The 13,856-nt window shown below is 60.0% G+C and carries 11 protein-coding genes; all 11 read left to right on the top strand.

Translation table 11 applies throughout. The features are described from left to right. Window positions 1-105 precede the first annotated feature (105 nt). The 11 genes from mtnA to AC4PS6_RS04525 all read left to right on the top strand — a co-directional run bounded on the left by mtnA (window position 106) and on the right by AC4PS6_RS04525 (window position 13,657). Window positions 106-1,176, top strand: a complete 1,071-nt coding sequence (gene mtnA, locus AC4PS6_RS04575; RefSeq protein WP_336827327.1) for an S-methyl-5-thioribose-1-phosphate isomerase — start codon at window positions 106-108, stop codon at window positions 1,174-1,176. A gap of 424 nt (window positions 1,177-1,600) precedes the next feature. Beyond that, a complete protein-coding gene (gyrA, locus tag AC4PS6_RS04570) occupies window positions 1,601-4,255 on the top strand; it encodes a DNA gyrase subunit A (protein WP_014717617.1) in 2,655 nt (884 codons plus the stop codon). 242 nt (window positions 4,256-4,497) lie between these two features. Beyond that, complete coding sequence (serC, locus tag AC4PS6_RS04565) at window positions 4,498-5,583, top strand: 3-phosphoserine/phosphohydroxythreonine transaminase (protein WP_492180713.1); 1,086 nt, start codon at window positions 4,498-4,500, stop codon at window positions 5,581-5,583. After that, window positions 5,583-6,677 (top strand): prephenate dehydratase, encoded by a 1,095-nt coding sequence (pheA, locus tag AC4PS6_RS04560; RefSeq protein WP_003172650.1) that lies wholly within the window; start codon window positions 5,583-5,585, stop codon window positions 6,675-6,677. Before serC ends, pheA begins: the two co-directional genes overlap by 1 nt. 9 nt (window positions 6,678-6,686) lie before the next feature. After that, on the top strand, window positions 6,687-7,799 hold the full coding sequence (gene hisC, locus AC4PS6_RS04555; RefSeq protein ID WP_003189769.1) for a histidinol-phosphate transaminase: 1,113 nt from the start codon (window positions 6,687-6,689) through the stop codon (window positions 7,797-7,799). Window positions 7,800-7,827: 28 nt separating this feature from the next. Next, complete coding sequence (locus AC4PS6_RS04550; RefSeq protein ID WP_233098553.1) at window positions 7,828-10,038, top strand: bifunctional prephenate dehydrogenase/3-phosphoshikimate 1-carboxyvinyltransferase; 2,211 nt, start codon at window positions 7,828-7,830, stop codon at window positions 10,036-10,038. Further along, complete coding sequence (gene cmk, locus AC4PS6_RS04545) at window positions 10,035-10,724, top strand: (d)CMP kinase (protein ID WP_003189772.1); 690 nt, start codon at window positions 10,035-10,037, stop codon at window positions 10,722-10,724. The genes AC4PS6_RS04550 and cmk overlap by 4 nt, the downstream gene beginning before the upstream one ends. Before the next feature lie 120 nt (window positions 10,725-10,844). After that, entirely contained in the window at window positions 10,845-12,530 is a 1,686-nt protein-coding gene (rpsA, locus tag AC4PS6_RS04540) for a 30S ribosomal protein S1 (RefSeq protein WP_003189774.1), read from the top strand. Window positions 12,531-12,690: 160 nt separating this feature from the next. Further along, complete coding sequence (locus AC4PS6_RS04535) at window positions 12,691-12,975, top strand: hypothetical protein (protein WP_014717621.1); 285 nt, start codon at window positions 12,691-12,693, stop codon at window positions 12,973-12,975. A gap of 130 nt (window positions 12,976-13,105) precedes the next feature. Continuing rightward, window positions 13,106-13,402: an integration host factor subunit beta gene (gene ihfB / locus AC4PS6_RS04530; protein ID WP_003189779.1), complete on the top strand. Its 297-nt coding sequence runs from the start codon at window positions 13,106-13,108 to the stop codon at window positions 13,400-13,402. Between the two features lie 24 nt (window positions 13,403-13,426). Then, on the top strand, window positions 13,427-13,657 hold the full coding sequence (locus tag AC4PS6_RS04525; RefSeq protein ID WP_336827329.1) for a LapA family protein: 231 nt from the start codon (window positions 13,427-13,429) through the stop codon (window positions 13,655-13,657). The last annotated feature ends 199 nt before the right edge of the window (window positions 13,658-13,856 follow it).

Below are 13,856 nucleotides of genomic sequence, written 5' to 3'. Positions count from 1 at the left end.
GGCTTCTTCCCAGGCAGCTATAAAAGAAGGGCGAAGTATACCCGAGCGTCCTGGCTGGCGGATCGCTATAATCGGCGGCTTTTGTTCATGAGTGCGGGGTAAGGGATGCGCGACCGACTGTTGGCTGCAGACAAAGTGAAGGCCATCGAATGGCGTGATGGCGCGCTGCACCTGCTCGATCAGCGCGTTTTGCCGTCCCGGACGCAATGGGTGGCCTGCAGTACCGTTGAGTCGGTGGCCGACGCCATTCGCACCATGGTGGTGCGGGGCGCGCCGGCTATCGGCATCTGCGCCGCCTATGGCTTGGTCCTGGCCGCCCGCGAGCGTATCGCCGAGGGTGGTGACTGGCAGGCTGCATGGGAAGAAGACTACGCCTTGCTGGCCCATACCCGACCGACCGCATCGAACCTGTTCTGGGCCTTGCAGCGCATGCGCGACCGCCTCGACCGCCTCAAGCAGCACGCCGACCCGCTGGTGGCGCTGGAAGCCGAAGCCGTCGCGATCCATGAGAGCGACCGGGAGGCCAACGTGGTCATGGCCCAGTTGGGTATGGAGCGGATTCGCAAGCACCAGGGCAATGCCCAGGCGATCCTCACCCATGGCAACGCCGGCGCATTGGCCTCCGGCGGCGTTGGTACAGCCCTCGGGGTGATTCATGCCGCGTATCTGGAGGGGCTGGTCGAGCAGGTCTATGTCAATGAAACCCGCCCCTGGCTGCAAGGCTCCCGTCTTACAGCGTGGGAGTTGGCGGGCCAGGGCATCCCGGTGGCGGTGAATGCCGACTCCGCCGGGGCACATATCCTCAAGACCAAAGGCGTGACCTGGGTGGTGGTGGGGGCTGACTGTATTGCGGCCAATGGCGATGTGATCAGTAAGATCGGCACTTATCAGTTGGCCGTGTGTGCCATGCACCATGGCGTGCGCTTTATGGTGGTGGCGTCGAGTTCGACCCTGGATTTGATGATGGCTACTGGTGATGATGTCGCCCTGGAGCAGCGCGATAGTGGTGAGTTGCTGGCGGTTGATGGGCAGCGGTTGGATGTCGCGGCGTTTAACCCTGTGTTTGATGTGACGCCTGCGGATCTGATTGATGTGATCGTGACTGAAAAGGGCGTGGTGGAGCGGCCGGATGTGGCCAAGTTGGCCAAGTTGATGTGCCGTAAGCGCCTGCATTGAGGGTGTCGGTGCCTGTGGGGGCGCTATCGCAGGCAAGCCAGCTCCCACATTTAACGGTGTTCACACATCAAAGGTGGGAGCTGGCTTGCCTGCGATTGGCCCTTGAAGTCAATAAAACGTCTGCATTCCACCCTCGCAAAAAAGCACCATCGCGCCTCTGAGCCCCTCTCGTCCCCTTCAAGCCTGTCATCCGTCAAATTACTAGCCTCCATGCGCATCAGGGGGATAGGTGCGTGGCGGCGATTGTGATAACATCCGGCGGTTTCCAGGGCTGCCCCGAGGGGTGGCCTATAACGTGCAGATCCGTGTCATAACTCGTTGATTTGTCGTAAGTCGTTGTCAGGCACCGTGCCGGCAGCGGCGAGCTTCGTTCGTCCCGAATGGATGTGACGAGGTTTCACCCGAAAAAGGAATCAGGCTTCTCATGGGCGAACTGGCCAAAGAAATCCTCCCGGTCAATATCGAAGACGAGCTGAAACAGTCCTACCTCGACTACGCGATGAGCGTAATTGTCGGTCGGGCACTGCCTGATGCGCGCGATGGCTTGAAGCCCGTGCACCGGCGTGTGCTGTTCGCGATGAGCGAGCTGGGTAACGACTGGAACAAGCCGTACAAGAAATCTGCCCGTGTTGTCGGTGACGTGATCGGTAAGTATCACCCTCACGGCGACACTGCGGTGTACGACACCATCGTTCGGATGGCGCAGCCGTTTTCCCTGCGCTACCTGCTGGTAGACGGCCAGGGTAACTTCGGTTCGGTGGACGGCGACAACGCCGCGGCCATGCGATACACCGAAGTGCGCATGACCAAGCTGGCGCACGAGCTACTGGCCGACCTGCATAAAGAAACCGTGGACTGGGTGCCGAACTACGACGGCACCGAAATGATCCCGGCTGTCATGCCCACCAGGATTCCCAACCTGCTGGTCAACGGTTCCAGCGGTATCGCCGTGGGCATGGCCACCAACATCCCGCCGCACAACCTCGGTGAAGTCATCGACGGTTGCCTGGCCCTTATCGACAACCCTGAGCTGACCGTCGATGAGCTGATGCAATACATTCCCGGCCCGGACTTCCCGACCGCCGCGATCATCAACGGTCGCGCCGGCATCATCGAAGCCTACCGCACCGGCCGTGGGCGCATTTACATGCGCGCCCGCTCGATCATCGAAGACATCGACAAGGTCGGTGGCCGCCAGCAGATCGTCATCACCGAACTCCCTTACCAGTTGAACAAGGCACGCCTGATCGAGAAGATCGCCGAGCTGGTTAAAGAGAAGAAGCTGGAAGGCATCACCGAGCTGCGCGACGAGTCCGACAAAGACGGCATGCGCGTGGTCATCGAGCTGCGCCGCGGCGAAGTGCCGGAGGTGATCCTCAACAACCTCTACGCCCAGACCCAGCTGCAAAGCGTGTTTGGTATCAACGTGGTTGCCCTGATCGACGGCCGCCCGCGCATCCTGAACCTCAAGGACCTGCTGGAAGCCTTCGTGCGTCACCGTCGCGAAGTGGTCACCCGCCGTACCGTGTTCGAACTGCGCAAGGCCCGCGAGCGCGGCCATATCCTGGAAGGCCAGGCGGTTGCGTTGTCGAACATCGACCCGGTGATCGCCCTCATCAAGGCCTCGCCAACCCCGTCGGAAGCCAAGGAAGCGCTGATCAGCACACCTTGGGAATCCAGTGCCGTGGTCGCGATGGTTGAGCGCGCTGGCGCCGACTCGTGCCGCCCCGAGACCCTGGACCCGCAATACGGTCTGCGTGAAGGCAAGTACTTCCTGTCGCCAGAACAGGCCCAGGCTATCCTGGAACTGCGCCTGCACCGCCTGACTGGCCTTGAGCACGAGAAGCTGCTGGCCGAGTACCAGGAGATCCTCAACCAGATCGGCGAGTTGATCCGCATCCTCAGCAGCGCTGTGCGCCTGATGGAAGTGATCCGCGAAGAACTGGAAGTGATCCGCGCCGAATACGGCGACGTGCGCCGCACCGAAATCCTCGATGCGCGCCTGGACCTGACCCTGGGTGACATGATCCCGGAAGAAGAGCGCGTGGTGACCATCTCCCACGGTGGCTATGCCAAGACCCAACCGTTGGCGGCCTACCAGGCCCAGCGTCGTGGCGGTAAAGGTAAATCGGCTACCGGCGTGAAGGATGAGGACTACATCGCTCACCTGCTGGTCGCCAACAGCCACACCACGCTGCTGCTGTTCTCCAGCAAAGGCAAGGTGTACTGGCTCAAGACCTACGAAATCCCGGAGGCCTCCCGCGCTGCCCGTGGTCGTCCGTTGGTCAACCTGCTGCCGCTGGACAGTGACGAATACATCACCACCATGCTGCCGGTCGAGGAATACACCGAAGGTCACTTCATCTTCATGGCCACCGCCAAAGGCACCGTGAAGAAGACCCCGCTGGAATCCTTCAGCCGTCAACGCAGCGTGGGCCTGATCGCCTTGGAACTGGACGAAGGCGACGTGCTGATTTCCGCAGCCATCACCGATGGCGAGCGCGAAGTCATGCTGTTCTCCGATGGCGGCAAGGTCACACGCTTCAAGGAATCCGACGTACGAGCCATGGGCCGTACCGCCCGCGGTGTACGCGGCATGCGCCTGCCGGAAGGGCAGAAGCTGATTTCGATGCTGATCCCGGAAGAAGGCAGCCAGATCCTCACCGCTTCCGAGCGTGGTTATGGCAAGCGCACCGCCATCAGTGAGTTCCCGGAGTACAAGCGTGGCGGCCAGGGCGTGATCGCCATGGTCAGCAACGACCGCAACGGCCGTCTCGTCGGCGCGGTGCAGGTGCTCGACGGCGAGGAGATCATGCTGATTTCCGACCAGGGCACCCTGGTGCGTACCCGTGTGGCGGAAGTGTCGAGCCTGGGCCGTAACACCCAGGGCGTGACCCTGATCAAGCTGGCCAAGGACGAAAAACTGGTCGGCCTGGAGCGTGTGCAGGAGCCTTCGGAAGTCGAAGGCGAAGAGCTCGAAGGTGAGGAATTCGAAGGCGAGGTTATCGCAGCTGGCGATGACAACGTTGACGAGCCAACCCTCGACGCTGCCGCAGACGAAGAAGAACCGCAGGAATAAGCGGACACACAGGGGGCGGATGAAGATTCGCCCCCTTGTTGTTTGTCCCCTATGAAACACAGCGCCCTTTGCCTGGACGCGGTCCATGTGGGAGCTGGCTTGCCTGCGATACAGGCGCCTCGGTCATTCAGTGATACCGCGGCGCTGCTATCGCAGGCAAGCCAGCTCCCACAGATGTCCGCTCCAGAACGAGGGCGTTGCTGACATGATTGCAGCCCCACCAGATCAGAGTGAGATTGGATGTGAGCAAGAGAGCCTATAACTTCTGTGCCGGTCCCGCGGCGCTTCCTGAAGCAGTCCTGCAGCGTGCGCAGGGTGAACTCCTCGACTGGCATGGAAAAGGCCTCTCCGTGATGGAAATGAGCCATCGCAGCGATGAGTTCGTGTCTATCGCCAACAAGGCCGAGCAGGACCTGCGCGACCTGCTGGACATCCCATCCAATTACAAAGTGCTGTTCTTGCAGGGTGGTGCGAGCCAGCAGTTCGCCCAGTTACCGCTGAACCTGCTGCCCGAAGGCGGCACTGCCGACTATATCGACACCGGTATCTGGGGGCAGAAGGCCATTGAGGAGGCCTCGCGCTACGGCCATGTCAACGTGGCGGGCACCGCCAAGCCCTACGACTACTTCGCCATTCCCGGTCAGAACGAGTGGAAGCTGACCAAGGACGCGGCCTACGTTCACTACGTCGCGAACGAAACCATCGGTGGCCTGGAATTTGATTGGGTGCCGCAAGTCGGTGACGTTCCGCTGGTGTGCGACATGTCTTCGGACATCCTCTCGCGCCCGATCGACGTGTCCAAATACGGCATGATCTACGCCGGCGCGCAGAAGAACATCGGCCCGAGCGGCATCCTGGTCAATATCATCCGCGAAGACCTGCTGGGCCGTGCCCGTTCGCTGTGCCCGACCATGCTCAACTACAAGGTCGCGGCCGATAACGGCTCGATGTACAACACCCCGCCGGCGTTTGCCTGGTACCTCTCCGGCCTGGTGTTCGAATGGCTCAAGGAGCAGGGCGGCGTGGCGGTCATGGGCAAGCTCAACGAAGAGAAGAAGCGCGTCCTGTACGACTTCATCGACGCCAGCGGCCTGTACAGCAACCCGATCAACCTCACCGACCGCTCGTGGATGAACGTGCCGTTCCGCCTGGCGGACGACCGCCTGGACAAGCCGTTCCTGGCTGGCGCCGACGAACGCGGCCTGCTGAACCTCAAGGGCCACCGCTCGGTGGGTGGCATGCGCGCCTCCATTTATAACGCCGTCGACATCCACGCCATCAATGCGCTGGTTGCCTACATGGCAGAGTTCGAGAAGGAACACGGCTAATGTCTGAGCAAGAACTCAAGGCCCTGCGCGTACGCATTGACAGCCTGGACGAGAAGGTCCTGGAGCTGATCAGTGAGCGTGCGCGCTGCGCCCAGGAAGTAGCCCGGGTGAAAATGGCGTCGCTGGCGGAAGGCGAAGTGCCGGTGTTCTACCGCCCCGAGCGTGAAGCCCAGGTGCTCAAGCGCGTGATGGAGCGCAACAAGGGCCCGTTGGGCAACGAAGAGATGGCGCGGTTGTTCCGTGAAATCATGTCCTCGTGCCTGGCGCTGGAGCAGCCACTGAAAGTGGCTTACCTCGGCCCTGAGGGCACCTTCACCCAGGCAGCGGCCATGAAGCACTTCGGCCATGCGGTGATCAGCAAGCCGATGGCGGCCATCGACGAAGTTTTCCGTGAAGTCGCCGCCGGTGCGGTGAATTTTGGCGTGGTGCCGGTGGAAAACTCCACCGAAGGTGCGGTCAACCACACGCTGGACAGCTTCCTCGAACACGACATGGTGATCTGCGGTGAGGTGGAGTTGCGTATCCACCACCACCTGCTGGTGGGTGAAAACACCAAGACCGACAGCATCAGCCGTATCTATTCCCACGCCCAGTCCCTGGCCCAGTGCCGCAAGTGGCTGGACGCCCATTACCCGAATGTCGAGCGCGTGGCGGTGTCCAGCAACGCCGAAGCGGCCAAGCGGGTCAAGGGTGAGTGGAACTCGGCGGCGATTGCCGGCGATATGGCCGCGGGCCTCTACGGCCTGACGCGCCTGGCTGAGAAGATCGAAGACCGCCCGGATAACTCCACGCGCTTTTTGATGATCGGCAGCCAGGAAGTGCCGCCCACCGGCGACGACAAGACTTCAATTATCGTTTCCATGAGCAACAAACCTGGCGCGCTGCATGAGCTGCTGGTGCCGTTCCACGATAACGGGATTGACCTGACGCGCATCGAGACTCGTCCTTCGCGCAGCGGTAAGTGGACCTATGTGTTCTTTATCGACTTCATCGGCCATCACCGCGACCCGCTGGTCAAGGGCGTGCTGGAGAAGATCAGTCAGGAAGCCGTGGCACTCAAGGTGCTGGGCTCTTACCCGAAAGCGGTTTTGTGAGGCTTTGACATGAGTGGCAATTTCCTCGCCCTGGCGCAGCCGGGCGTGCAACAACTCTCGCCTTACGTTCCAGGCAAGCCTGTGGACGAGTTGGCCCGCGAGTTGAATCTGGACCCGTCCAAGATCGTCAAACTGGCGAGTAACGAAAACCCGCTGGGCCCGAGCCCCAAAGTGTTGGCGGCGATTCGTGAAGAGCTGGCCGAGCTGACCCGTTATCCCGATGGCAACGGTTTTGCCCTCAAGTCGCTACTGGCGGACAAGTGCCGGGTCGAGTTGAATCAAGTGACCTTGGGCAACGGCTCCAACGACATCCTTGAGCTGGTCGGCCGTGCCTACCTGGCGCCAGGTTTGAATGCGGTGTTCAGCGAGCACGCGTTTGCGGTCTACCCGATTGTGACCCAGGCGGTGGGGGCAGATGCCCGCGTGATTCCTGCCAAGGACTGGGGCCATGACCTGCCGGCGATGCTGGCGGCCATCGATGCCCAGACTCGCGTGGTGTTTATCGCCAACCCGAACAACCCGACCGGCACCTGGTTTGACGAGCAGGCACTGAACGAATTCCTGCAGGACGTGCCCGAGCATGTGCTGGTCGTGCTGGACGAAGCCTACATCGAGTACGCCGAAGGCAGCGACCTGCCCGACGGCCTGGATTTCCTTGCGGCCTACCCGAACCTGCTGGTGTCGCGTACGTTCTCCAAGGCTTATGGCCTGGCGTCGTTGCGGGTCGGTTATGGCTTGTCCACGCCTGTGGTGGCCGATGTGCTGAACCGCGTGCGCCAGCCGTTCAACGTCAACAGCCTGGCCCTGGCGGCCGCCTGTGCGGCGGTGAAGGATGCCGAATACCTGGAAGAAGGCCGTCGCCTCAACGAAAGCGGCATGCTGCAATTGCAGGAAGGCTTTCGTGAGCTGGGCCTGGGCTGGATTCCGTCCAAGGGCAACTTCATCTGTGTCGATCTCGGCCAAGTGGCCGCGCCGGTGTTCCAGGGCTTGCTGCGCGAGGGTGTGATCGTACGCCCGGTAGCCAACTACGGGATGCCGAACCACCTGCGTATCACCATCGGTTTGCCGGCTGAGAACAGCCGCTTCCTTGAGGCGCTGGCCAAGGTTCTGGCCCGTGGTTGATGTCACTGCATTGCAACCTGCTGTGCCTATGATCGGTCGCCTGGTGGTGGTCGGACTGGGGTTGATCGGTGGTTCCTTCGCCAAAGGCCTGCGTGAAAGCGGGCTATGTGGCGAAGTGGTGGGGGTGGACCTCGACCCGCAATCGCGCACGTTGGCGGTGGAGTTGGGGGTGGTGGACCGCTGTGAGGCGGACCTGGCCGTTGCGTGCCAGGGCGCGGATGTGATCCAGCTTGCCGTGCCGATCCTGGCCATGGAGAAGTTGCTGGCGGTACTGGCGGGCATGGACCTCGGGCAAGCGATCCTTACCGATGTGGGTAGCGCCAAAGGCAACGTGGTGCGCGCGGCACGATTGGCGTTTGGTGGCATGCCGCCGCGCTTTGTGCCGGGCCATCCCATCGCGGGTTCCGAGCAGAGCGGGGTGGAGGCCTCCAATGCGCAGTTGTTTCGTCGGCATAAGGTCATCCTGACGCCGCTTGCGCAAACCGATCCCACGGCGTTGGCGGTGGTGGATCGTCTCTGGCGCGAGCTGGGCGCGGATGTGGAGCATATGCAGGTCGAGCGTCACGACGAAGTGTTGGCAGCGACCAGCCACTTGCCGCATCTGCTGGCATTTGGCTTGGTGGATTCTTTGGCCAAGCGCAACGAGAACCTCGAGATTTTCCGTTACGCCGCCGGCGGCTTCCGCGATTTTACGCGGATTGCCGGCAGCGATCCGGTGATGTGGCACGACATCTTCCTCGCCAATCGCGAAGCGGTGTTGCGCACCCTGGACACCTTCCGCAGTGATCTCGACGCCTTGCGCGACGCGGTGGATGCGGGAGACGGCCATCAACTGCTGGGCGTGTTCACCCGGGCACGGGTGGCGCGTGAACATTTCAGCAAGATTCTCGCACGCCGGGCCTATATGGAAACCGCAGTGAACACCGATGATCTGACCTTCATCGCCAGCCCGGGTGGCCGCTTGAGCGGGCGCATCCGCGTGCCGGGTGACAAGTCGATCTCCCATCGCTCGATCATGCTGGGCTCGTTGGCCGAGGGTGTGACCGAGGTGGAAGGCTTCCTTGAGGGTGAGGACGCCCTGGCGACCTTGCAGGCCTTTCGCGACATGGGCGTGGTGATCGAGGGCCCACACCATGGGCGCGTGACCATTCACGGCGTCGGCCTGCAGGGCCTGAAGGCTGCGCCGGGGCCGATCTATGTGGGCAATTCCGGCACGTCGATGCGCCTGTTGGCCGGTGTACTGGCGGCGCAGTGCTTCGACAGCGTGCTGACCGGCGATGCCTCGCTGTCCAAGCGCCCGATGAACCGCGTGGCCAAGCCGCTGCGTGAAATGGGCGCGATCATCGAGACCGGGCCGGACGGGCGTCCGCCACTGAGCATTCGTGGCGGGCAATCGCTCAAAGGCTTGAACTATGTACTGCCCATGGCCAGTGCCCAGGTGAAATCCTGCCTGTTGTTGGCGGGGTTATACGCTGAGGGTAAAACCTCGGTGACCGAGCCCGCACCGACCCGCGACCACACCGAGCGCATGCTGCGCGGCTTTGGCTACCCGGTGGCGGTGCAGGGCGCGACGGCGTCGCTGGCGTCGGGGCATGGGTTGACCGCTACGCGTATTGAAGTGCCGGGGGATATTTCGTCTTCGGCGTTTTTCCTGGTGGCGGCCTCGATTGCCGAAGGCTCCGAGCTGTTGCTGGAGCATGTCGGTATCAACCCGACCCGCACCGGTGTGATCGACATCCTGCGGCTGATGGGGGCTGATATCACCCTCGAAAATCAGCGCGAGGTGGGCGGCGAGCCGGTTGCGGATTTGCGTGTGCGTGCTGCTGCGCTCAAGGGCATCGAAATTCCAGAGGCCCTGGTGCCGTTGGCGATTGATGAGTTTCCCGTGCTGTTTATTGCCGCAGCCTGCGCTCAGGGGCGTACTGTTTTACGCGGGGCCGAAGAGCTGCGCCTCAAGGAGTCCGATCGCATCCAGGTGATGGCCGACGGTCTGTTGGCTCTGGGCGTGAAGTGTGAACCCACGCCTGATGGGCTTATCATTGACGGTGGCCCGATGGGCGGCGGTGAAGTGCATGCCCATGGCGATCATCGGATTGCCATGGCGTTCAGTGTGGCTTCCCTGCGGGCGACGGCGCCTATTCGTATCCTTGACTGCGCCAATGTTGCTACGTCTTTTCCGAACTTTCTGACACTGTGTGCCCAAGTCGGCATCCGTGTTGCCCAAGAGGCTCAATTGTGAATATCAAAGCACCGGTGATTACCATCGACGGGCCTAGCGGCTCGGGCAAAGGCACAATCGCTGGCATTCTGGCCAAGCGCCTGGGTTGGTGCCTGCTGGATTCTGGCGCGCTGTATCGCCTGCTGGCGTTCGCTGCGCACAACCATGGTGTGGACCTGACCAACGAAGAGCTGCTGACGAAACTTGCCGCCCATCTGGATGTGCAGTTCATTGCGGCGACCGAGGGTCAGTTGCAGCGCATCATTCTGGAAGGTGATGAAGTCAGCGATGTGATTCGCACCGAAAGTATCGGCGCGGGCGCCTCCCAAGTGGCCGCGCTGCCTGCCGTGCGCGAGGCGCTGCTGCAGCGCCAGCGCGCATTCCAGGAGGCGCCGGGCCTGGTGGCCGATGGCCGCGACATGGGCACGGTGGTGTTTCCCGAGGCGCCGCTGAAGATTTTCCTGACCGCCAGCGCCGAGGAACGGGCACGCCGCCGATACTTGCAGTTGAAGGGCAAAGTCGATGGTGTTAGTCTGTCGAGTCTGCTAGATGAGATCCGTGCACGCGATGAGCGTGATACCCAGCGTGCGGTAGCCCCGCTCAAGCCGGCGGCTGACGCCATACAGCTGGATTCCACGGAGCTATCCATCGAGCAGGTGCTGGAACGCATCATGAGTGAAATCGCCATTCGCGATATCGCCGGGTGATCAAGAAGGCCGCAGGGGACCAGTCATAGTCCTGCGGTGGCTTCTTTTAACTGAAACTGACCCACACCGTCTGGGGTGTGGAGATGGGCGTATTCTTCGCCCTTATCAACAGGAATTAAAATGAGCGAAAGCTTTGCGGAACTCTTTGAAGAAAGCCTAAAAACCCTGAACCTTCAGGCAGGCTCCATCATCACCGGTGTTATCGTTGATATCGATTACCAAGCTCGCTGGGTAACCGTTCACGCTGGTCTGAAGTCTGAAGCTCTGATCCCGCTGGAACAGTTCTACAACGATGCTGGTGACCTGACTATCAATGTCGGTGACGAAGTTCACGTTGCTCTGGACTCGGTTGAAGACGGTTTCGGTGAAACCAAGCTGTCCCGTGAAAAAGCCAAGCGCGCTGAATGCTGGATTGTTCTCGAAGCAGCCTTCGCAGCTGAAGAAGTGGTCAAGGGCGTTATCAACGGTAAGGTTAAAGGCGGCTTCACTGTCGACGTTAACGGCATCCGTGCGTTCCTGCCAGGTTCTTTGGTCGACGTTCGTCCAGTGCGCGACACCACGCACCTGGAAGGCAAAGAACTGGAATTCAAAGTCATCAAGCTCGACCAGAAGCGCAACAACGTTGTCGTTTCCCGTCGCAGCGTGCTGGAAGCAGAGAACTCCGCCGAGCGTGAAGCTCTGCTGGAATCCCTGCAGGAAGGCCAACAAGTCAAAGGTATCGTCAAGAACCTCACCGATTACGGCGCATTCGTCGATCTGGGTGGCGTCGATGGCCTGCTGCACATTACCGACATGGCTTGGAAGCGTATCAAGCATCCTTCCGAAATCGTCAACGTTGGCGACGAGATCGATGTCAAGGTTCTGAAGTACGATCGTGAGCGTAACCGCGTTTCCCTGGGCTTGAAGCAGCTGGGCGAAGATCCATGGGTTGCTATCAAAGCTCGTTACCCAGAAAGCACCCGCGTAACCGCGCGTGTTACCAACCTGACCGACTACGGCTGCTTCGCAGAGCTGGAAGAAGGCGTGGAAGGCCTGGTACACGTTTCCGAAATGGACTGGACCAACAAGAACATCCACCCTTCGAAAGTCGTACAAGTCGGCGACGAAGTGGAAGTTATGGTTCTGGACATCGACGAAGAGCGTCGTCGTATCTCCCTGGGCATCAAGCAGTGCAAATCTAACCCATGGGAAGATTTCTCTGGCCAGTTCAACAAGGGCGATAAAATCTCCGGCACCATCAAGTCGATCACCGATTTCGGTATCTTCATTGGTCTGGACGGCGGCATCGACGGCCTGGTTCACCTGTCCGACATCTCCTGGAACGAAGTTGGCGAAGAAGCTGTTCGTCGTTTCAAGAAGGGCGACGAGCTGGACACCGTTATCCTGTCGGTTGACCCAGAGCGCGAGCGCATCTCCCTGGGTATCAAGCAACTGGAAAGCGATCCGTTCTCCGAGTACGTTCAAGAGAACGACAAAGGCGCCATCGTTAAAGGCACTGTGAAAGAAGTTGACGCCAAAGGCGCCATCATCGTTCTGGCCGACGATATCGAAGCGACTCTGAAAGCCTCCGAAATCAGCCGTGACCGCGTTGAAGACGCGCGCAACGTACTGAAAGAAGGCCAGGAAGTAGAAGCCAAGATCATCAGCGTTGACCGCAAGAGCCGCGTGATTCAGCTCTCCATCAAGTCGAAGGACGAAGTGGAAGAGAAAGAAGCTATCCAGAGCCTGAAAGAAGCTGCTCCGGAAGCTGCTGCTGACACCACCATGGCGGCACTGCTGCGCCAGGCAATGGCTAAGCAGAACTAAGTTCTGTAAAGCTGTAGAAAAAGGGCGACTTCGGTCGCCCTTTTTTGTGCCTGAAATTTGATGAAGCAACTGCACCGAACCAAGGCATTCAGCCCAATGTCAGAACTGACTATAGTCTTGAAAACGGCTATTTCGCGTTGCTGACTCAATAAGGGTTTGAATGAACAGAATTATCGTAATACTCGCCTTGCTGGTGCTTGCAGGCTGCTCCTCCACCAGCGCCAAGACCCACGCCAAGCGCGGCGTCAGCGGCATCGAGGTCGACTGCTCTGGCCTGGGCAACAAGTGGGAAAAGTGCGAAAAGCGCGCCGCCCGTGAGTGCAAGATGCAGGGCTACAAGGTTATTACCCGCTCCAGTGATGCGGAGGACGAAGAGGGCGACTACCTGTTCGGCTGGAACCCTGCTGGCGCGGTGACGCGGACCATGTTGGTGATCTGTAAGTAAGGGGTTGGCTGCTTGCTGAACGTGTTTATTCAGCCTCAGATAAGTTGACACATGGGCTGTTCAAATTCATCAACTCATGCTAAAACCTTCGGAGCGCTTTTCCTAGCTGCTTGAAAAAGAAGGGAAAAATATGACGAAGTCGGAGTTGATCGAACGAATTGTCACCCATCAAGGGCTGCTCTCATCCAAGGATGTGGAGCTGGCTATCAAGACCATGCTTGAGCAAATGTCCCAATGCCTCGCCACCGGAGATCGCATCGAAATCCGCGGCTTCGGCAGCTTCTCCCTGCACTACCGCGCACCGCGCGTAGGCCGCAACCCAAAAACCGGCCAGTCCGTCAGCCTCGACGGCAAATTCGTTCCCCACTTCAAACCGGGCAAGGAATTGCGCGATCGGGTGAACGAAGAAGAGGAAGAAGGCGTCTGAGTGTTTTTGGGAAAGGAGAAGGGTATGCGTGGGGTTAAGCGCGTTGTTGCGGTGTTGATTGCAGTGCTTGCGGCTTTGGTGGTTCTGGCGTTTGTGCTGGAGAACCAGCAGGGCGTGGCGCTGTCATTCCTGGGGTGGAGTACTGCGCAGATGCCGGTGGCGGTGTTTGTGGTGGTGGCTTTGATTTTGGGGATGGTGATTGGGCCGGTGTTGGCGGCATTTGTTCGTAGGCGTCCGAATAAGGCGATTGCCTAGAGGCCCTGGGAATAGAGGATTGATAGACCGTTTGTCAGAAAATTCTTTGTAATGGATCGGTTTGAGTTTTTCCCCGACTGCCCGCATGCTTAGCCTGGCTGGTTCAGACGGTTCCCCTTGAAAATCAGAATTTTCTTACATACATGTCAAGACTTGTAATATGTCGGAGAGATGGCAGAATGGAATCTGTTCTCGATAA

It is taken from the genome of Pseudomonas sp. DW-iso17 (assembly GCF_058725345.1).
The sequence above is the reverse complement of the archived record's forward strand: the minus strand, read 5'-3'. Positions and strand labels throughout refer to the sequence as shown.

Bases quoted from the DNA above. Each gene is read 5' to 3' on its own strand.
- mtnA (WP_336827327.1), top strand. From the start codon at position 106: ATGCGCGACCGACTGTTGGCTGCAGACAAAGTGAAGGCCATCGAATGG.
- gyrA (WP_014717617.1), top strand. From the start codon at position 1,601: ATGGGCGAACTGGCCAAAGAAATCCTCCCGGTCAATATCGAAGACGAG.
- pheA (WP_003172650.1), top strand. From the start codon at position 5,583: ATGTCTGAGCAAGAACTCAAGGCCCTGCGCGTACGCATTGACAGCCTG.
- hisC (WP_003189769.1), top strand. From the start codon at position 6,687: ATGAGTGGCAATTTCCTCGCCCTGGCGCAGCCGGGCGTGCAACAACTC.
- AC4PS6_RS04550 (WP_233098553.1), top strand. From the start codon at position 7,828: ATGATCGGTCGCCTGGTGGTGGTCGGACTGGGGTTGATCGGTGGTTCC.
- rpsA (WP_003189774.1), top strand. From the start codon at position 10,845: ATGAGCGAAAGCTTTGCGGAACTCTTTGAAGAAAGCCTAAAAACCCTG.
- AC4PS6_RS04535 (WP_014717621.1), top strand. From the start codon at position 12,691: ATGAACAGAATTATCGTAATACTCGCCTTGCTGGTGCTTGCAGGCTGC.
- ihfB (WP_003189779.1), top strand. From the start codon at position 13,106: ATGACGAAGTCGGAGTTGATCGAACGAATTGTCACCCATCAAGGGCTG.
- AC4PS6_RS04525 (WP_336827329.1), top strand. From the start codon at position 13,427: ATGCGTGGGGTTAAGCGCGTTGTTGCGGTGTTGATTGCAGTGCTTGCG.